Raw genomic sequence first — 17,353 nt, forward strand, 5'->3', positions numbered from 1 at the left:
GGTCGCTCCCCCTCGGTCCAAGTACAGATACACGCGGCGCGAGCGCGCACGAGGTACCGTCCGCCGGTCCTCGGTAGTGGCTTCCGGGCAACGGCCCGGGGGCTTCGATCGAAGACCGGCCTCACTCCTCGAGCGTCCGCAGGCGAAACAGGTCCCAGGGTGGGAGACTCGCGCCGTTACAGAGGATCAAAAGAGGAGATACACCCTATGACCGACTCCACCGGAGTCACCGTGCACGAAACCGAAGCCGTGATCGACAACGGCCGTTTCGGCACCCGCACCGTCCGCTTCGAGACCGGCCGCCTGGCCCGTCAGGCCGCCGGTTCCGTCGTCGCGTACCTCGACGAAGAGACCATGCTGCTGTCGGCGACCACCGCGTCGAAGCACCCGAAGGACCACTTCGACTTCTTCCCGCTGACCGTGGACGTCGAAGAGCGGATGTACGCCGCCGGACGCATCCCCGGCGCGTTCTTCCGTCGCGAGGGCCGCCCGTCGACCGACGCGATCCTGACCTGCCGCCTGATCGACCGGCCGCTGCGCCCGTCGTTCGCCGACGGTCTCCGCAACGAGATCCAGGTCGTCATCACCGTCCAGAGCCTCAACCCGGACGACCCGTACGACGTGCTCGCGATCAACGCGGCCTCGGCCTCGACCCAGATCGCCGGTCTGCCGTTCTCGGGCCCGGTCGGCGGCGTCCGCGTCGCGCTGATCGAGGGCCAGTGGGTCGCGTTCCCGACCTGGAAGCAGCTCGAGGACGCCACCTTCAACATGGTGGTCGCCGGTCGCATCGTGGGTGACGACGTCGCCATCATGATGGTCGAGGCCGAGGGCACCGAGAAGACCCTCGACCTGATCGCCGACGGTGGCAAGGCGCCGGACGAGATCGCCGTCGCCGAGGGCCTCGAGGCCTCGAAGCCGTTCATCAAGGTGCTGTGCGAGGCCCAGCAGCAGCTGGCCGAGCTGGCCGCCAAGCCGACCGGTGAGTTCCCGGTCTTCCTCGCCTACGAGCAGGACGCCTTCGACGCCGTCGCCGCCATCGCGACCGACGACCTCGCGAACGCCCTGACCATCGCGGGCAAGCAGGACCGTGACAACGCGACCGACCAGGTCAAGGCCGCGGTGCTGGAGAAGGTCGGCCTGGGCGAGGGCGAAGCCTTCCAGGGCCGTGAGAAGGAGATCGGCGCGGCGTTCAAGGCGCTGTCGAAGAAGATCATGCGCAAGCGCGTCCTCACGGACAAGATCCGCATGGACGGCCGCGGGCTGACCGACATCCGCTCGCTCGCCGCCGAGGTCGCCGTGATCCCGCGGGCGCACGGTTCCGCGCTGTTCGAGCGCGGTGAGACCCAGATCCTGGGCGTCACCACGCTGAACATGCTCCGCATGGAGCAGCAGATCGACTCGCTCTCCCCGGAGACCACGAAGCGTTACCTGCACCACTACAACTTCCCGCCGTTCTCCACCGGCGAGACCGGCCGCGTCGGTTCGCCGAAGCGGCGCGAGATCGGCCACGGCATGCTCGCCGAGCGCGCCCTCGTGCCGGTCCTGCCGAAGCGGGACGAGTTCCCGTACGCGATCCGCCAGGTCTCCGAGGCGCTGGGTTCCAACGGCTCCACCTCGATGGGCTCGGTCTGTGCCTCGACCATGGCCTTGCTGAACGCGGGTGTCCCGCTGAAGGCGCCGGTCGCCGGTATCGCCATGGGCCTCATCTCCGACGTAATCGACACAGGCGACGGCCCGGAAACAAGGTACGTCGCGCTGACCGACATCCTGGGCGCCGAAGACGCCATGGGCGACATGGACTTCAAGGTCGCCGGCACCAAGGACATCATCACCGCGCTGCAGCTGGACACGAAGCTCGACGGCATCCCGTCGGAGGTCCTCGCGGCCGCGCTGAAGCAGGCGAAGGACGCCCGTCTCACCATCCTGGAGGTCATCGCCGAGGCGATCGACGGCCCGGACGAGATGAGCCCGTTCGCCCCGCGCGTCACCAGCGTGAAGATCCCGGTGGACAAGATCGGCGAGGTCATCGGCCCGAAGGGCAAGATGATCAACTCGATCACCGAGGAGACCGGCGCCGACATCTCCATCGAGGACGACGGCACGATCTACGTGGGCGCGGCCGACGGCCCGTCGGCGGAGGCGGCGATCGACAAGATCAACGCCATCGCCAACCCGCAGCTGCCCAAGGTCGGCGAGCGCTTCCTCGGCACCGTGGTGAAGACGGCCGCGTTCGGCGCGTTCGTCTCGCTGCTGCCGGGCAAGGACGGCCTGGTGCACATCTCGAAGCTGGGCAACGGCAAGCGGATCGCCAAGGTCGAGGACGTGGTCAACGTGGGCGACAAGCTCCGCGTCGAGATCGCGGACATCGACAACCGCGGCAAGATCAGCCTGATCGTGGTCAAGGAAGACGACGCCGCCGAGGCCGCCGACGCCAAGCCCGCCGAGGGTGACAAGGCCGAGGCTCCGAAGGCCGACGCGTAGCAGTCCCGCTCCACAGCACCAGTGATCCGTGAAGGCCACCTTGAGGGTCCATCCATGCCCCCGCCGCCGCCCTCAACCGAGGCGCTGAGCGCCGCAGCTGGATTCAAGTCCCTCAAGGTGGCCTTCACGGCACGTGAGGCAGAAGGATCCATGGCTCGTCAGATTCCCGGGCACGAACAGCCCGTCGGCAGCACCCGCACGCTGGAGTCCACTTCGGACGGTGCGGTGGTCAAGCGCAGTGTGCTGGCCGGTGGCCTCCGGGTCATCACCGAGCACGTTCCCGCCTCGCGTTCGGCGACGGTCGGGCTGTGGGTCGGCGTCGGATCGCGGGACGAGCCGTCGTCGGTCGAGGGCGCGGCGCACTACCTCGAACACCTGCTGTTCAAGGGCACCACGAACCGGGACGCCACCCAGATCGCCGAGGAGATCGACGCGGTCGGCGGCGAGTTCAACGCGTTCACCGCGAAGGAGCACACCTGCTACTACGCGCAGGTGCTCGACGAGGATCTGCCGCTCGCGATGGACCTCGTCACCGACGTCGTGTTCGAGGCGCTGTGCACGGACTCCGACGTCGAGACCGAGCGCAGTGTCGTGCTCGAAGAGATCTCGATGCGCGACGACGATCCCGAAGATCTGCTGCACGAGACGTTCGTCGGCGCGATCCTGGGCAGCCACGCGCTGGGCCGTCCGGTGCTGGGCAGCGAGAAATCCATCGTCGAGATGTCCGCTTCGGCGTTGCGCGGGTTCTACCGGCGCCGCTACACCCTGCCGCGGATGGTGCTCGCGGTCGCCGGGAACATCGAGCACGCCCAGGTGCTTCGCTTGGTGCGCAAGGCTTTGCGGAACAGGCTGACCGGTGCGGCGACGCCCGTGCCGCCGCGCGGCGGGCGGGCGCGGATCGCGATGGCGCCGAAACTCGCCCTGCACACCGACGACACCGAGCAGGCACACGTGATGCTCGGCCTGCGTTCGCTGTCGCGGCACGACGACCGGCGGTTCGCGCAGTCGGTGCTCAACGCCGCGCTCGGCGGCGGGATGAGCTCGCGCCTGTTCCAGGAGGTCCGGGAGAAGCGCGGGCTGGCGTACCAGGTGTACTCGTCCGTCGCGAGCTACGCCGACACCGGGCACATGGCCGTGTACGCGGGCTGCCAGCCGGAAAAGCTCGGCGAGGTCGCCGGGGTGATCCGCGAGGTGCTCGAACTCGTCGGCAAGGACGGGCTGAGCGAAGCCGAGGTCGCGCGGGCGAAGGGGCAGCTGCGGGGCGGGCTCGTGCTCGGCCTCGAGGACACTTCGTCACGCATGTCGCGGATCGGCAAGAACGAACTCAACTACGGCCGCTATCTCGGCGTCGACGACACGGTGGCCCGGATCGACGCCGTCACCACCGAAGAGGTCTGTGCGCTCGCTCGCACTCTGCTCGCCCGCCCTGGTGGCGTGTCGGCGGCGGCGGTGGTCGGGCCGTACGCTCACGCCGACGACCTTCCGGACGATCTGCACGAGGTGATCGCATCATGACCGCTGGGATTCGCGTCGGCGTGCTGGGCGCACGCGGCCGGATGGGCCAGGAAGTGGTGAACGCCGTCGACGGCGCCGACGACATGGAGCTCGTCGCCGCGCTCGACGCCGGTGACGACTTGTCCGCGCTGAAGCAGGCACAGGTCGTCGTCGACTTCACCCATCCCGACGCGGTGATGGACAACCTGGAGTTCCTGACCGGCAACGGGATCCACGCCGTGGTCGGCACCACCGGGTTCAGCGAGGAGCGGCTGGAGAAGCTGCGCTCGTGGCTCGCGGCCGACCCGTCGCTCGGCGTGCTGATCGCGCCGAACTTCGCGCTCGGCGCGGTGCTGGCGATGCGGTTCGCCCAGCAGGCGGCGCGGTTCTACAACTCGGCCGAGGTCATCGAGCTGCACCACAACCGCAAGGCCGACGCGCCATCCGGCACGGCCGCGCACACCGCGCGGCTGATCGGCGAGGCCCGCGCGGAAGCCGGGCTCGCGCCGGGCGACGACGCGACGACGTCCGAAGTGGACGGTGCCCGCGGCGCGCTCGTCGACGACGTCCGCGTGCACTCGGTGCGGCTGCCCGGACTGGTGGCGCACGAAGAGATCCTGTTCGGTGGCGAGGGGGAGACCCTGACCATCCGGCACGATTCGCTGCACCGCACGTCGTTCATGCCGGGTGTGCTGCTCGGCGTGCGTTCGGTGCTCACGCGGCCCGGCCTCACGGTCGGTCTCGAGAACATCCTCGACCTGTGAGGGCCCGCAACTTCGCGCTGGTGATGACGGCGGCGCTCGCCGTCTACGTCGTCCTGCTGGCGGGCCGGGGCATCGCGCTGGTGCGCACCGGTGAGACGGTGCCGGTGCTCTTCGGCGTCGGGGTCCTGCTGCTGCCGTTGCTCGGGATCTGGATCATCGTGACCACCTGGCGTTCCGGCGTCCAGATCCAGCGGCTTTCCCGGCGGCTGGACGAGGAAGGCGGCCTGCCCGACGTCTCCGATCTGCCCCGGCGGCCTTCGGGCCGGGTGGATCGCGACGCGGCCGATGCCTGGTTCGACCAGCGCCGCGCCGAGGTCGAAGCGGACCAGGAGAACTGGCGCGTCTGGTACCGGCTGGCGTACGCGTACGAGATCGCCGGCGACCGGAAGCGCGCCCGCGCGACGATGCGACGCGCCGTCGAACTCGAAGCCGCTTCCCGCACTTAAGTCCTCTAAATGCGGGGCTTGATCCCGAGGACGGGCAGGCATTCGCGGACGGCGACGAGTTCGATGTCGTCCCGGCGCCGCCAGTCTTCGCGGAGCAGACGCCATTGCTTGATCTGCGCGGGTTCGCCGCGCCGGGTGTCCCAGGTGACGCCGTTCGGCTCGTAACCCAGGGCCTCCGAGACGCCGTTCGAGGCCTGGTTGTCGAAGAAGGCGTCACTGGACGCCTCGCGCGCTCCGAACCCCTCGAACGCCAGCTGCAGCACGGCCTGCCGCATCTCCTTGCCCAGACCGCGGCCTCGCCGGCCCGGGTCGAGCCAGGAGAAGGAGGTGACCGTGCCGAACGTGGCGAAGTCGATGCCGATCAGGTCCTGCATGCCCACCGGCTCGCCGTCGACGACCACGACGAAGTACAGCCGCCACTGGCTCTCGCTCACCTGGCCGCGGCCCCGCCAGATCCCGCGCAGCCAGCGCCATTCACGCTCTGGAGGGTCTTCGTAGAGCGAGGCGGGATCGTCGAAAGGCCACGGGGGTTCGGTGACCACGCCCTTGCGGACCGTCGGGACCAGCCGCTCCAGGAGTTCGTCCGTCGCCCCCAGCAAGGAAAGGCGGGGTGTGTGCACCTGAACGTTCAACGGCGGATACGCGAACGAAGTCGGCATGGGCGGAAACCCTAGGGGAAGGCCGCCATGGCGCGCATCACCATTTCCGGCTCAGTAGTGGAACCAGCCCGCGAACAGGGCGGGGGAGGCGGCCAGCAGGCTGAACCGCAGCCAGCGACCGAGGAAACCGGTGGCCAGGAACGTCGCCAGCGGCATCCGCACCAGCCCCGCGAGGACGCTCGTGGCCATGTACGGCGGCAGGCCGACGACCGAGCTGACCCCGTATGTGCCCGCCATCCAATGCGGATGCCGGTGGCATCGTTCGCGCAGTGCGTCGAGCCGGGCGCGCATCTTCTTGGTGCGCGCCCGCCATCTTTCCCGGCGCGGGGTGGGCGGCCGCTCCCGGTGCAGTCGGTCGTGCAGCGGTTTCGGAAGTTTGATCGTGCCCTTCGCGGCGAGGTAGTAGAGCGTCTTCCCACCCACCTGACCGGCCGCGACGATGGCGCCGAGCAGCAGCCACGGCATCGTCGGCTGGCTCGCGCACAGGCCGATGAGGAACATCTCGATGCTGACGACGGGGAGGATCGCGGAACCGAAGGCGACGCCGAACGACAGGAGCAACCAGCCCACCATCGTTGCCTCCCCGTTATCTTCGTTCTCTCCAAGCTATCAGCTGAAAACCAGGACGCACTGGGGCCAGCCCCCGTTCCCGGGTTCCGGGCCGCACCAGAAGATCACCTGTTCGTCGGCTCGCGGCCACCTGCCGCTGCCATGCTGAACCCCGTGGCCGACGTGCACGACGCGGTCCGCGGCAAAGGTTTCGCGGATCGCTTCGCCGACTTCTGCGCGGCCGTGGTGCGGCGCCTCCCCTTCGGGCTCTCCCGGCTGGTGGCGCCGAGTTTCCTCGGTTTCGCGCTCATCAACGGGTTCACCTTCGGGGTCGACCTGATCCTGCTGACCCTGCTTCGCGGCTGGCTCGGCCTGCCGGTGTGGCTGGCGATCACGCTCGCGTACGCGACGGCGTTCGGGCTGAGTTTCGTGCTGAACCGCAGCATGAACTTCCGCTCGCACGCGCCCGTCGGCAAACAGGCGGTGCTGTACGTCATCGCGATCGTCGTCAACTACGTGGCGTTCCTGCTGGGCGTCGGCGCCGGGCTGGCCGCGCTGGGCGTCGACTACCGCCTCTCCCGGCTCATCGCCGGGGCGTGCGAAGGCGTCTTCATGTACTCGGTGATGCGCTGGGTCGTGTTCGCGAAATCAGGGAGTGAGCTCGAGGTCGAGGCCGCCGGTGAGCCGGACTTCGCGCACGTTCGTGCTTCCGGTGTCGAGGATGCGGACGGTCCCGTCGGGCGACCAGCCCGCGCGGCGGAAGAAACCCAGTGACGCGTGATCGGTCTGGGCGACCCAGCTGATCCCGCGGGTGGCGCCGTCCTCGCGCAGCCAGGCGGACGCGTTCGCCAGGAGGCGCCCCGCGTGCCCGCGCCGTCCCCAGCGCGGCTCGACCAGCAGTGAAGCGATCAACGCCGTCGTCGGCGCGTCGTCGGGCAGCGAACCGTCGGCGGTGGCCACCTCGCTCGCCGGGGCACGGCCGGCGACGCAGAACCCGACGGTGAACTCGCCTTCGGTGGCGAGGAAGACACGCGTGCCCGGGTACTCGATCGTCTCGGTCCAGGTCTTTTCGAGTTCCTCGATGTCGAGCCCGGCGACAGCCGCTTCGCCGAGCAGCTCCGTGTAGGCGCTTCGCCAGGTGTCGCGTTGGATGCGGGCGATCTCGGGGGCGTCGGACACGACTGCTGGGCGGACTTCGGCGGCGGCCATGCTGCGCAGATTAGCGGTGCGGCCGAAAACTGTCGGTGGTGGATGGCACCATGCGGCGATGAGCACTACGACCATCAGCGGGCCGGTCGCGCGCCGGATCGCCCTGGCCGCACAAGGGTTCGCGGACGCGCGTCCCGGTGGAGCGGTGACGAGGAGGCATCTGCAGCGCGTGCTGTCGCGGATCCAGTTGCTGCAACTGGATTCGGTCAACGTCGCGGTCCGCGCGCACTACATGCCGCTCTTCTCCCGGCTCGGCGCGTACGAGCCTGCGCTGGTGGACGACGCGGCATGGACCCATTCCGCGCGCAAACCCCGGATGCTGGTGGAAACCTGGGCGCACGAGGCGAGTCTGCTGCCGGTGGCGGACTGGCCGCTCCTGCGGTCCGGGGCGAAACGCATGGGCTGGTGGACGAACTACGCCCGGGTACTGGAGCAGACGCCCCAGCTGGTGGACGACATCCTCACCGTCGTCAAGGAACAGGGGCCGATCGGCGCCGGCGGCATCGAGCGCGCGCTGGAGGGCAAGTCAGGCGGTTCGAAACCCGGATCGTGGTGGGAGCGGTCGGAGGTCAAGAAGGCCTGTGAATGGCTCTTCGGCATGGGGCAGCTGACCACCGGCACGCGCCGGTCGTTCGAGCGGCTGTACGACCTGACCGAACGCGTCGTCCCGCCGGAGATCCTGTCGCTGAGGGTGCGCCCCGAAGAGGGCGCCCGCGAGCTGATCACCCGCGCGGCCGTCGCGCTGGGCATCGGCACCGAACCGGATCTGCGGGACTACTACCGGCTCGGCCCGGACGTCAGCAAGCGGGCGGTGGCGGAACTGGTCGAGGCGGGTGTGCTGGAACCGGTGACCGTGGACGGCTGGCCCGCCCCGGCGTACCGGCACGTCGCGGCGAAGGCGCCTCGCCGCGTCACCGGCCGGGCCTTGCTGTCGCCGTTCGACCCGCTGATCTGGGAACGCGCCCGCACCGAGCGCATCTTCGACTTCTTCTACCGCATCGAGATCTACGTGCCGGAGCCGAAGCGGATCTACGGGTACTACGTGTTCCCGTTCCTGCTCGACGGCGAACTCGTCGGCCGGGTCGACCTCAAATGCGATCGGGCCGCCGGGGTGCTTCGCGTCCAGGGCGCCTTCTCCGAGCCCGGCGTGGATGTCGCGCGGGTCGCCAGTGAGCTGGCGGGCGAGCTGCGACTGATGGCGGACTGGCAGGGGCTGGACGGGGTCGCGGTGGGGGAGCGGGGCGATCTCGCTCCGGTGCTGTCGCGCCTCGTGCACTGATCCGGACCGAGCCCGTTGATGAAGGATCCGGGACACTCAACGTCCCAAATCCTTCATCAACGTCCGATTCGTGGGCGGGCCTCGGGCATCATGGTCCGATGCGGCCGGTGCTTTTCCTCGACGTCGACGGTCCGCTGAACCCTTTCGCGGCCAAGCCCAAACCGCTGGGATTTCCGGGTCCCGGATCACGGGAAGGCGCTCCTCGACGCGGCAGGGGACGCGGAGCTGGTCTGGGCGACGACCTGGGGCCATCAGGCGAACATCATGGTGGGCCCGGCCATCGGCCTGCCCACGCTCGCCGTGGTCGACTGCGCGAACGTCGACAGCGGATGAAAGTTCGACGCCGTCGCCCGTCATGCCGGGCAGCGGCCCCTCGTGTGGCTCGATGACGACTTCGACCTGTACCCCGCCGCCCGGGACGCGTTCCTGTCCCGGCGGGGAGACAAGGTCACCGGTCTGGTGCGGGTCGATCCGCGCACTGGGATCACCGACACTCATCTCTCGGCCGTCCGCGACCACTTGAAATGAGCGAGGGACCTTTGCTCCCACCCCCGTGGAAAGTGCGAGCAAAGGTCCCTCGATCCCCCTGCGCTGAGGGCGGGAGCGGCCTGGCTCGCTTGGCGCGGCAAGGTGTGAAGGTCGAGTTTCCTCGGCTGAGCCGAGGGAAGAGGGCCTTCACGCGCACCCGCTGTGACCGCTGGTTCCTGTGGGTCCCATGTGACGATTACCGAGTCCGTGAAGGCCTCCTTGAGGGACTCAGAGTCCCTCAAGGAGGCCTTCACGGACTAGATCTGGGTACCGACGGTGCCTGGGTTACCTGGACAGCCACCCGCCTACCGGAGAGGTTGCGAGAGCCACTTTCGCAACCTTCAACGTTGCGAAAGTGGCTTTCGCAACACGCCGCCGGGAGTGTCTCTCGCCCCCCCGGGCCTGGCAACGCCCGAAATGAGCGAGGGACCTTTGCTCCCACCCCCGTGGAAAAGTGGTAGCAAAGGTCCCTCGATCCCCCCGTGGCCCGCGACCTCAGCTGGCCGCGCTGGTCACCACCGCGTCGCCGGTGCCGGTGCGCGCCCTCACCTTCAGCACGACCTCGCCGTCGGAAGGGGCGCTCTCCGCGACGTCCAGCTCGCTCGACACCGAACCGGTCGTCGACGAAAGGTCGATCTCCGCCCGGACCCGGCCCCGGATCGCGACCCGGACCTCGCCGGATCCGGTGGTCAGCTCCAGTGCCCCGAAGGCGGCGTCCGTCACCGAGAGGTCGCCGCTGCCGGTGCGCGCGAGTACCTCGCCCGCGATCTCACCGAGCCAGACGTCACCCGTACCGGTCGCGATCGTGGCCGAGCCGCACAGCGAGGACGCTTCGACGGCGCCGCTGCCGGTGCGCAGCTGGAGACTGGACAGCGTCGCTCCGACCTTGATGTCGCCGGTGCCGGTGCGGACGATCGCCGAACCGTCGGCCCGCTCCAGGCTGATCTTGCCGGCGCCGGTCATGAGATCGGCCCGCCCGGCGACCCCGGTGACGGTGACGTCGGCCGCCCCGGCCCGCACCTCCAGATGCGAACCGGCGGGCGCCCGGACGGTCACGGCGAGCGGGACGTTCTTCAGCTGCCAGGCCTTCGGCGCCTGGACGACCAGCCGGTTGCCGACCTTCTCGATCCGCGTCTGCGCCACGGCGTCACCCGCCGAGCCGACCGGCGAGCCGCCGAGCTGGTCTCCGAAGCGTTCCCCGACCCAGCTGAGCAGGCTCGTCATCCCGTCGACCCACGGCTGCTGTTCGCCGCCGTCGCGGCGGACCTCGGCGTGGACCCCGCTCTCGTCGGTCAGTTCGATGGTCACCCGGCCGATGCCCACGCTCACGTCGACCTCGATCGGGCCCTCGGCCTCGAAGTCCTCGACGCGCACGGTCTCTTCACCGGCGGGAATGCTTTCCTCGGTCATTTCCGTCCCCTCAGCCCTGGACCCAGCCGTGCAGGTGTGAACCGGCACCGCCGCCCGGCTTCTGCTTGTAGTGCCAGTGCTCGCTTCCGCCCTTGCCCAGCGCCCCCTGGACGGCCTGCGAGACGAACGTGTTCAGCGAGACGCCCTGCGCGGCGGCTGCGGCTTCGGCCTGGCCCTTGACCTGCTCGAACAGGCGCAGCGTGATGCGGGTGATGTCGCCCGTGTCCACCTTGGGCGCGCGCGGCGCCTCCTGGCGGGGCGCGGACTGCTCGGCGCCCTCGGCGGAGCCGGAGCCCGAGCCGGTGACGACGACGCGCACGTCGCGGCCGTCGAGCCGGACGTCGACGACGTGCCCCGGCAGCGCGGAGGTCACTTCGGCGGCCAGGTCGGCGAGGGCGTTCATGATGGTCAGGCGGGCGGCCGGCTCCAGCGCCGACGACAGCAGCGCGGCAGCGCGCCGCGTCTGCTCGTCGCCGGCCGAAGCCGTGTTCGCGAGGTCCTCGCGAAGGCTTGTGATGTACGGCGTCAGATCCATGACACCACTATGACGTCACTTCTGATGTCAGTCAAGGAGTCCATGACGTCACCGTGATGTCGCCCCGGCGTCGAGGAGGGCTGCGGTTAGGCTGCCCGGAGTCGTGGAGCAGGGGTCGTAAAGGAGTGCGAACGTGGCCGAGACCGTGTCACCCAAGGTTCAACTGATCGCGAAGACGGAGTTCTTCCCGCCGTCGGACGTACCGTGGTCGACCGATGCCGACGGTGGTGAGGCGCTGGCCGAATTCGCGGGCCGGGCCTGCTACCAGTCCTGGAAGAAGCCGAACCCGAAGACGGCCACCAACGCCGGCTACCTCGAGCACATCATCGACGTCGGCCACCTTTCGGTGCTGGAGCACGGCTCCGTCAGCTTCTACATCACCGGCATCTCCCGGTCGCTGACGCACGAGCTGATCCGCCACCGTCACTTCTCCTACTCGCAGCTTTCGCAGCGCTACGTGCCGGAGCGCGACGCCGCCTTCGTCGAGCCCGACGTCATCGCGCAGGACCCGGAGCTGCACGCCAAGTTCCTCGCCGCTTCGCAGGCCGCCGTCGACGCCTACACCGAGTTGCTCGCCGGGCTGGAGGAGAAATTCGCCGACGTGCCGAGCGCGACCCTGCGCCGCAAGCAGGCCCGCCAGGCCGCCCGCGCCGTGCTGCCGAACGCGACCGAGACCCGCATCGTGGTCACCGGCAACTACCGCGCCTGGCGGCACTTCATCGCGATGCGCGCCACCGAGCACGCCGACGTCGAGATCCGCGCCCTGGCCATCGAGTGCCTGCGCGAGCTGCAGAAGGCTTCGGGCAACGTGTTCGCGGACTTCACCATCTCCGCGCTGCCCGACGGCACCGAGGTCGCGTCCAGCCCGAAGGTCCTCGAAGGCTGATGCGACGCCTCGCGATCGACGTCCGGCCCGGCGAGTACACGGTCGCCCGCCTCGCCCCGGACGCGCCGGTTCCGGCGAACCTGCTCGACCCCGGCGAGCCCGTGCTGATCTCGATCACGCGCACCCCGGAGGAACTGTCGGTGATCTGCCCGGCCGGTCTCGCGCCGGCCGGGGCCACCGTCGAGGACGGCTGGCGGCTGCTGTCGGTGCGCGGGCCGCTGGCCTTCACGCTGACAGGCATCATCGCGGCGCTGTCCAGCGAGCTGGCCGCCGCCGGGGTGGCGCTGTTCTCGATGTCCACGTTCGACACCGACCACGTGCTGGTCCGGGCGCCGGAGCTGGAGCGCGCGGTGAAGGCGCTCCGGGAAGCCGGGCACGAGGTCACGGTCTGATTCACGAGCACGGCGAAGGAACCTTTCGGAGCGCGAACGGGTCCGAGTTGGCATCCTGCGCGAACCGAAGGAGCACCGAACCTTGACCGACGAACAGACCCGTCCGTACGGGCCGCCCCAGCAGACGCAGCAGGCCACCGGCGCGCGGATCGTCGCCGGCCGATACGCCCTGCTGGGCGAGCTCGGCCGCGGCGGGATGGGCATCGTCTGGCGCGCGCAGGACCAGGTGATCGGCCGTCAGGTCGCGATCAAGGAGCTGAAGTTCCCGAACGCGCCCGAGGACGCCTCGGTGCTGTCGGAGCGGATGCTGCGCGAGGTCCGCTCCGGTGGCCGCCTCAACGACCCGGCCGTCGTGACGGTGTACGACGTCGTCACCGAGAACGGCGCCACCTACATCGTGATGGAGCTGGTCGAGGCGCCGACGCTGGCCGACCTGGTGCGCGATCGCGGTCCGCTGCCCGCGCAGCAGATCGCGCTGGTGGGGGAGCGGGTGCTGTCCGCGCTGCGGGCCGCGCACGCCGCCGGGATCGTGCACCGCGACGTCAAACCCGCGAACATCATGGTCGCGCCGGACGGCCGGGTGAAACTCACCGACTTCGGTATCGCGCACGCCGCCGACGACCCGCGGCTGACCACCAGTGGCATGATCGTCGGCTCGCCCGCGTTCATGGCGCCGGAACGGGTCGAGGGCCGCGACGCGATGCCCGAATCCGACCTCTGGTCGCTGGGCACGACGCTGTTCTTCGCCGCGGAGGGCATCGTCGCGTTCGAACGGTCGACCACCGCCGCGACGCTGCACGCGATCATGACCGAGGCCCCGTACCTGACCAGGGTGCAGGGCCCGCTGGCCGCCGCGATCCTCGGCCTGCTGGTCACCAAACCCGAGGCGCGGATGTCGTACGACCAGGTGCGCAGCCTGCTCGCGGCCGCGCAGGGCGTCCAGGCCCAGCCGACGCCGCCCTCGGGCGGAACGGCGATGATGCCGCAGCACGGTCAGCCGATGACCAGGCTCGCGCCGGCCCCGGCGAAGCGCGACCTGCGCCCGCTGTGGCTGAGCCTGGCCGCGGTCGCCGTGATCGGCGCCCTGGTCGGCGGGATCTTCCTCGGCCGGTGGATGGCCGCGCCGGAGGGGAACAACCAGGCTCAGCCCACCCTGAGCTACGGCATCAACGGGCAGGTCAAGTTCGGTTCCTCCGGTGACTGCTACAACGTGCCGCTCAAAGAGGGCGTCAACCTGAACGACGGCATCAGCTGCGACAAGGACCACCTGCTGGAGGTCTTCGCCAAGGGCAGCCTGCTCGAAGTCCAGTCCTATTCGGACGACGACGCCCAGGTCGCGGCGTATCCCGGTGCGGACGCGGTCAACCGGATCGCCGAGTCGCTGTGCTCGGCGACCTTCAATTCGAACGTCGTGCCCGCGGCGCAGCGGGCCTCGCTGACCTGGCGGGCCGCCGTGCCGACCGAAGCCGAATGGAACCGGCCGCCCAACAAGGACGCCCGGAACTATTCGCGCGGGTACTACTGCCTGCTCGCCAAGACCGACGGCAGCCAGATCCCCGCCCAGATCACGACCAAGGTCAAATAGCTCACAGAGAGTTTGCGCCGAGTTCGCCTTCGTCGCGGAAAATCTCCCGCATTCGGCGGGAACGACCACGTCGGCAAGGGGTTCGGCGCTGGCAGGAGGTACCTTCACAGCATGTCCACTCCACCCACCGCAGCGCCGGGAAGACCGTTCGGGCGCGTGCTCACCGCGATGGCCACCCCCTTCGACGCCGACGGCGCGCTGGACCTGAAGCGGGCGCAGGAGCTGGCCGAACACCTCGTGGAACTGGGCAACGACGGTCTCGTCGTGAACGGCACGACCGGCGAGAGCCCCACCACGACCGACGCCGAGAAGGCCGAACTCGTCCGCGCCGTCGTCGAAGCCGTCGGTGACCGCGCGACGGTCGTCGCCGGGGCGGGCACGAACAACACCGCGCACAGCGTCGAGCAGGCCAAGCAGGCCGCAGCGGCGGGCGCCCACGGCGTCCTCGTCGTCACGCCGTACTACTCGCGGCCCAGCCAGGCGGGGCTCTACGCGCACTTCACCACCGTCGCCGACGCCACCGAGCTGCCGGTGATGCTCTACGACATCCCGCCGCGCTCGATCGTCCCCATCGAGGTCGACACGCTGCTGCGGCTGGCCGAGCACCCGCGCATCCTCGCGGTCAAGGACGCCAAGGGCGACCTGATCGCCGGCTCCGAGGTCATCGCGAACACCCAGCTCGCCTACTACTCCGGTGACGACGGGCTCAACCTCCCGTGGGTCTCCGTCGGCGGCACCGGCGTGGTCAGCGTGATCGGGCACGTCGTGGCGGGCCGTATCCGCGGCATGATGGACGCCTACGAATCCGGCGACACCTCCACCGCGCGCACCAACCACCGCGGCATGCTGCCGGTCCTGCGGGCGATGTCCCGCGTCGGCGGCGTCGCGTTCTCGAAGGCGGCCCTGCGGCTGCGCGGCTTCGACATCGGTGACCCGCGGCTGCCCATCGTGGCCGCGAACGACGAGCAGCTCCAGGCGATTTCCGCGGATCTCGCCCAGGGGGGCGTGCCGCTCGGGGAAAGCGCCGCCAGTGACTGGCATGGTGCACGAGTGGCACAAGCAGATTCAGCGGCGGCCTACACGGCGCCGACCTCACATACCAGCGTAGGGACCATGCCTCGGTGAGTTCATTGCCAACCGGACCCGGACCGACCACCCCGCCGCCCGCGCTGCCCGAAGGCGCCTTGCGCGTCGTGGCGCTCGGCGGGATCGGCGAAGTCGGCCGCAACATGACCGTCTTCGAGTTCGGCGGCCGTCTGCTGATCGTCGACTGCGGGGTGCTCTTCCCCGAAGACGACCAGCCCGGCGTCGACCTGATCCTGCCCGACTTCCGCGCGATCGAAGACCGCCTCGAGGACATCGACGGCCTCGTCCTCACCCACGGGCACGAGGACCACATCGGCGCCGTCCCGTTCCTGCTGCGGCTGGTCCCGGACCTGAAGATCTACGGCTCCCGGTTCACGAACGCGCTGCTCGCGGCCAAGGCCAAGGAACACCGGCAGCGGCCGAACCTGATCGAGGTCCGCGAGGGCGAGCGCCGCAAGGTGGGCGAGTTCGACCTCGAGTTCTTCGCGGTCAACCACTCGATCCCGGACGCGCTCGCGGTCGCCATCCGCACGCCCGCGGGGGTCGTGCTGCACACCGGCGACATCAAGCTCGACCAGCTCCCGCTCGACGGCAGGCTGACCGACCTGGCCGGGTTCTCCCGGCTCGGCGACGAGGGCGTGGACCTGTTCTGCGTCGACTCGACCAACGCCGAGGTACCCGGGTTCGTCATGCCGGAACGCGACATCGGCCCGGTGCTCGACGACGTCGTCCGCAAGGTCGGCCAGCGCGTCATCGTCGCCTGCTTCGCGAGCCACGTGCACCGTGTCCAGCAGGTGCTCGACGCCGCCGTCCGGCACGGCCGCCGGGTCGCCTTCGTCGGCCGGTCGATGGTCCGGAACATGGGCATCGCCGCCGACCTCGGGCTGCTGAACGTGCCCGACGGCCTGCTGGTCAACCTCGACCAGGCGGGTGACCTGCCCGAGAGCAAGGTGCTCTTCGTGTCGACCGGTTCGCAGGGCGAGCCGCTGTCGGCGCTGTCGCGGATGGCGCGCGGCGAGCACCGGCAGATCTCGATCCGCGCCGGTGACACCGTCGTACTGGCCAGCTCGATGATCCCGGGCAACGAGACCGCGGTCTTCGGCGTCGTCAACGGCCTCACGCGGCTCGGCGCGAACGTCGTGCACCAGGGCAACGCCAAGGTGCACGTGTCCGGGCACGCGTCGGCGGGCGAACTGCTGTACCTGTACAACGCGGTGCGCCCCAGCAACGTCATGCCGGTGCACGGCGAGTGGAAGCACCTGCGCGCCAACGGCGAACTGGCCGTGCGCACCGGCGTCGCGCCGGAGAACGTGGTCATCGCCGAGGACGGCGTCGTGGTCGACCTCGTCGACGGCAAGGCGACGCGGACCGGACGGGTCGAGGTCGGGCACGTGTACGTCGACGGCCTCTCGGTCGGTGACGTCGGCGAGTCGACGTTGTCGGACAGGCTCGTGCTCGGCGAAGGCGGTTTCATCGCCATCACCGTCGCCGTCGACACCAGCACCGGCCGCGCGGTGACCCGCCCGACGGTGTCCGGACGCGGGTTCTCCGACGACCCGAAGGCGCTCGACGCCGTACTCCCGATGGTGGAGATGGAACTCGCCAGGACCGAGGCCGAGGGCATCACCGACACGCACCGCATCGCGCAGGCCGTGCGCCGCGTCGTCGGCCGCTGGGTCGCCGACACCTACCGGCGCCGTCCGATGATCGTGCCGACGGTCATCCCCGTCTAGCTTCGAACGCGCGTGAAGGCCCCCTTCCCTCGGCTCAGCCGAGGGAAGGGGGCCTTCACGCGCGAGAGGCGGCCGCGACCAGCAGCGCGAAGGCGACAGTGAGGGCTTGGCCGAAGAGCGCGTTGCGGGCTTTGCGCTGTTCCGCACGAGTGGGCCGGTTCATCACGAATTCCCCCGATTTCGAGTGCTTTCCTTACCGGGCAAGTGTTCCGCGAGCGGCGCCGGGGCACCTCCCGCCTTGGTGGGGTGTTTCTCCGCCGAAAGTCGTAGCCTTCCCCTAGGGGTGGGGTCGGCGTACCCTCGGACGCTCCTCGAGC

General features: G+C 69.7%; 16 protein-coding genes and 1 pseudogene. 12 read left to right on the forward strand and 5 right to left on the reverse strand.

What is annotated here, in order from left to right; all coding sequences use genetic code 11:
• Positions 1-207 precede the first annotated feature (207 nt).
• From ACZ3HL_RS03350 to ACZ3HL_RS03365, 4 genes are all read left to right on the forward strand, one after another.
• The gene (locus ACZ3HL_RS03350) at positions 208-2,481 is read left to right on the forward strand and encodes a polyribonucleotide nucleotidyltransferase (RefSeq protein ID WP_465528510.1); all 2,274 of its coding nucleotides are present in this window, start codon (positions 208-210) and stop codon (positions 2,479-2,481) included.
• Positions 2,482-2,631: 150 nt separating this feature from the next.
• Positions 2,632-3,996: a M16 family metallopeptidase gene (locus ACZ3HL_RS03355; RefSeq protein WP_465528512.1), complete on the forward strand. Its 1,365-nt coding sequence runs from the start codon at positions 2,632-2,634 to the stop codon at positions 3,994-3,996.
• The gene (dapB, locus tag ACZ3HL_RS03360) at positions 3,993-4,739 is read left to right on the forward strand and encodes a 4-hydroxy-tetrahydrodipicolinate reductase (protein ID WP_465528514.1); all 747 of its coding nucleotides are present in this window, start codon (positions 3,993-3,995) and stop codon (positions 4,737-4,739) included. The genes ACZ3HL_RS03355 and dapB overlap by 4 nt, the downstream gene beginning before the upstream one ends.
• Positions 4,736-5,185: a tetratricopeptide repeat protein gene (locus ACZ3HL_RS03365; RefSeq protein ID WP_465528516.1), complete on the forward strand. Its 450-nt coding sequence runs from the start codon at positions 4,736-4,738 to the stop codon at positions 5,183-5,185. The genes dapB and ACZ3HL_RS03365 overlap by 4 nt, the downstream gene beginning before the upstream one ends.
• Positions 5,186-5,190: 5 nt before the next feature.
• On the opposite strand, the gene ACZ3HL_RS03370 is transcribed toward ACZ3HL_RS03365, so the two are convergent.
• The gene (locus ACZ3HL_RS03370; RefSeq protein WP_465528518.1) at positions 5,191-5,844 is read right to left on the reverse strand and encodes a GNAT family N-acetyltransferase; all 654 of its coding nucleotides are present in this window, start codon (positions 5,842-5,844) and stop codon (positions 5,191-5,193) included.
• Between the two features lie 51 nt (positions 5,845-5,895).
• Positions 5,896-6,417, reverse strand: a complete 522-nt coding sequence (locus ACZ3HL_RS03375; protein WP_219153473.1) for a YqaA family protein — start codon at positions 6,415-6,417, stop codon at positions 5,896-5,898.
• 138 nt (positions 6,418-6,555) lie between these two features.
• Here ACZ3HL_RS03375 and ACZ3HL_RS03380 point away from each other — a divergent pair.
• A pseudogene (locus ACZ3HL_RS03380) lies at positions 6,556-7,023 on the forward strand (GtrA family protein); the annotation flags it as partial.
• A gap of 18 nt (positions 7,024-7,041) precedes the next feature.
• On the opposite strand, the gene ACZ3HL_RS03385 reads toward ACZ3HL_RS03380, so the two are convergent.
• Complete coding sequence (locus ACZ3HL_RS03385; RefSeq protein WP_465528520.1) at positions 7,042-7,602, reverse strand: GNAT family N-acetyltransferase; 561 nt, start codon at positions 7,600-7,602, stop codon at positions 7,042-7,044.
• Between the two features lie 58 nt (positions 7,603-7,660).
• On the opposite strand from ACZ3HL_RS03385, the gene ACZ3HL_RS03390 reads away from it, so the two are divergent.
• Positions 7,661-8,881 carry a winged helix-turn-helix domain-containing protein gene (locus ACZ3HL_RS03390; RefSeq protein ID WP_465528522.1) on the forward strand — a complete coding sequence of 407 codons (1,221 nt, stop codon included), beginning with the start codon at positions 7,661-7,663 and terminating at the stop codon, positions 8,879-8,881.
• Positions 8,882-9,256: 375 nt separating this feature from the next.
• The gene (locus ACZ3HL_RS03395; protein WP_465528524.1) at positions 9,257-9,409 is read left to right on the forward strand and encodes a hypothetical protein; all 153 of its coding nucleotides are present in this window, start codon (positions 9,257-9,259) and stop codon (positions 9,407-9,409) included.
• Positions 9,410-9,904: 495 nt separating this feature from the next.
• Here the strand turns inward: ACZ3HL_RS03395 and ACZ3HL_RS03400 are convergent, their stop codons facing one another.
• The gene (locus tag ACZ3HL_RS03400) at positions 9,905-10,819 is read right to left on the reverse strand and encodes a DUF4097 family beta strand repeat-containing protein (RefSeq protein WP_465415953.1); all 915 of its coding nucleotides are present in this window, start codon (positions 10,817-10,819) and stop codon (positions 9,905-9,907) included.
• Positions 10,820-10,829: 10 nt separating this feature from the next.
• Positions 10,830-11,354, reverse strand: coding sequence for a toxin-antitoxin system HicB family antitoxin (locus tag ACZ3HL_RS03405; RefSeq protein ID WP_465528526.1), 525 nt, complete (start codon positions 11,352-11,354; stop codon positions 10,830-10,832).
• Between the two features lie 133 nt (positions 11,355-11,487).
• On the opposite strand from ACZ3HL_RS03405, the gene thyX reads away from it, so the two are divergent.
• From thyX to ACZ3HL_RS03430, 5 genes are all read left to right on the forward strand, one after another.
• Positions 11,488-12,240, forward strand: coding sequence for an FAD-dependent thymidylate synthase (thyX, locus tag ACZ3HL_RS03410; RefSeq protein ID WP_034312167.1), 753 nt, complete (start codon positions 11,488-11,490; stop codon positions 12,238-12,240).
• Positions 12,240-12,632 carry an ACT domain-containing protein gene (locus ACZ3HL_RS03415; protein ID WP_034312164.1) on the forward strand — a complete coding sequence of 131 codons (393 nt, stop codon included), beginning with the start codon at positions 12,240-12,242 and terminating at the stop codon, positions 12,630-12,632. Before thyX ends, ACZ3HL_RS03415 begins: the two co-directional genes overlap by 1 nt.
• A gap of 82 nt (positions 12,633-12,714) precedes the next feature.
• The gene (locus tag ACZ3HL_RS03420; protein ID WP_465528528.1) at positions 12,715-14,217 is read left to right on the forward strand and encodes a serine/threonine-protein kinase; all 1,503 of its coding nucleotides are present in this window, start codon (positions 12,715-12,717) and stop codon (positions 14,215-14,217) included.
• 111 nt (positions 14,218-14,328) lie between these two features.
• Entirely contained in the window at positions 14,329-15,342 is a 1,014-nt protein-coding gene (dapA, locus tag ACZ3HL_RS03425) for a 4-hydroxy-tetrahydrodipicolinate synthase (protein WP_465415947.1), read from the forward strand.
• On the forward strand, positions 15,339-17,036 hold the full coding sequence (locus ACZ3HL_RS03430) for a ribonuclease J (protein ID WP_185927423.1): 1,698 nt from the start codon (positions 15,339-15,341) through the stop codon (positions 17,034-17,036). Before dapA ends, ACZ3HL_RS03430 begins: the two co-directional genes overlap by 4 nt.
• The last annotated feature ends 317 nt before the right edge of the window (positions 17,037-17,353 follow it).

It is taken from the genome of Amycolatopsis sp. NPDC000009 (assembly GCF_055563465.1).

Excerpts from the sequence above, each read along its gene's own strand:
- ACZ3HL_RS03355 (WP_465528512.1), top strand. The coding sequence starts at position 2,632 with ATGGCTCGTCAGATTCCCGGGCACGAACAGCCCGTCGGCAGCACCCGC.
- ACZ3HL_RS03350 (WP_465528510.1), top strand. The coding sequence starts at position 208 with ATGACCGACTCCACCGGAGTCACCGTGCACGAAACCGAAGCCGTGATC.
- dapB (WP_465528514.1), top strand. The coding sequence starts at position 3,993 with ATGACCGCTGGGATTCGCGTCGGCGTGCTGGGCGCACGCGGCCGGATG.
- ACZ3HL_RS03415 (WP_034312164.1), top strand. The coding sequence starts at position 12,240 with ATGCGACGCCTCGCGATCGACGTCCGGCCCGGCGAGTACACGGTCGCC.
- ACZ3HL_RS03370 (WP_465528518.1), bottom strand. The coding sequence starts at position 5,844 with ATGCCGACTTCGTTCGCGTATCCGCCGTTGAACGTTCAGGTGCACACA.
- dapA (WP_465415947.1), top strand. The coding sequence starts at position 14,329 with ATGTCCACTCCACCCACCGCAGCGCCGGGAAGACCGTTCGGGCGCGTG.
- ACZ3HL_RS03375 (WP_219153473.1), bottom strand. The coding sequence starts at position 6,417 with ATGGTGGGCTGGTTGCTCCTGTCGTTCGGCGTCGCCTTCGGTTCCGCG.
- ACZ3HL_RS03400 (WP_465415953.1), bottom strand. The coding sequence starts at position 10,819 with ATGACCGAGGAAAGCATTCCCGCCGGTGAAGAGACCGTGCGCGTCGAG.
- ACZ3HL_RS03385 (WP_465528520.1), bottom strand. The coding sequence starts at position 7,602 with ATGGCCGCCGCCGAAGTCCGCCCAGCAGTCGTGTCCGACGCCCCCGAG.
- ACZ3HL_RS03405 (WP_465528526.1), bottom strand. The coding sequence starts at position 11,354 with ATGGATCTGACGCCGTACATCACAAGCCTTCGCGAGGACCTCGCGAAC.
- ACZ3HL_RS03390 (WP_465528522.1), top strand. The coding sequence starts at position 7,661 with ATGAGCACTACGACCATCAGCGGGCCGGTCGCGCGCCGGATCGCCCTG.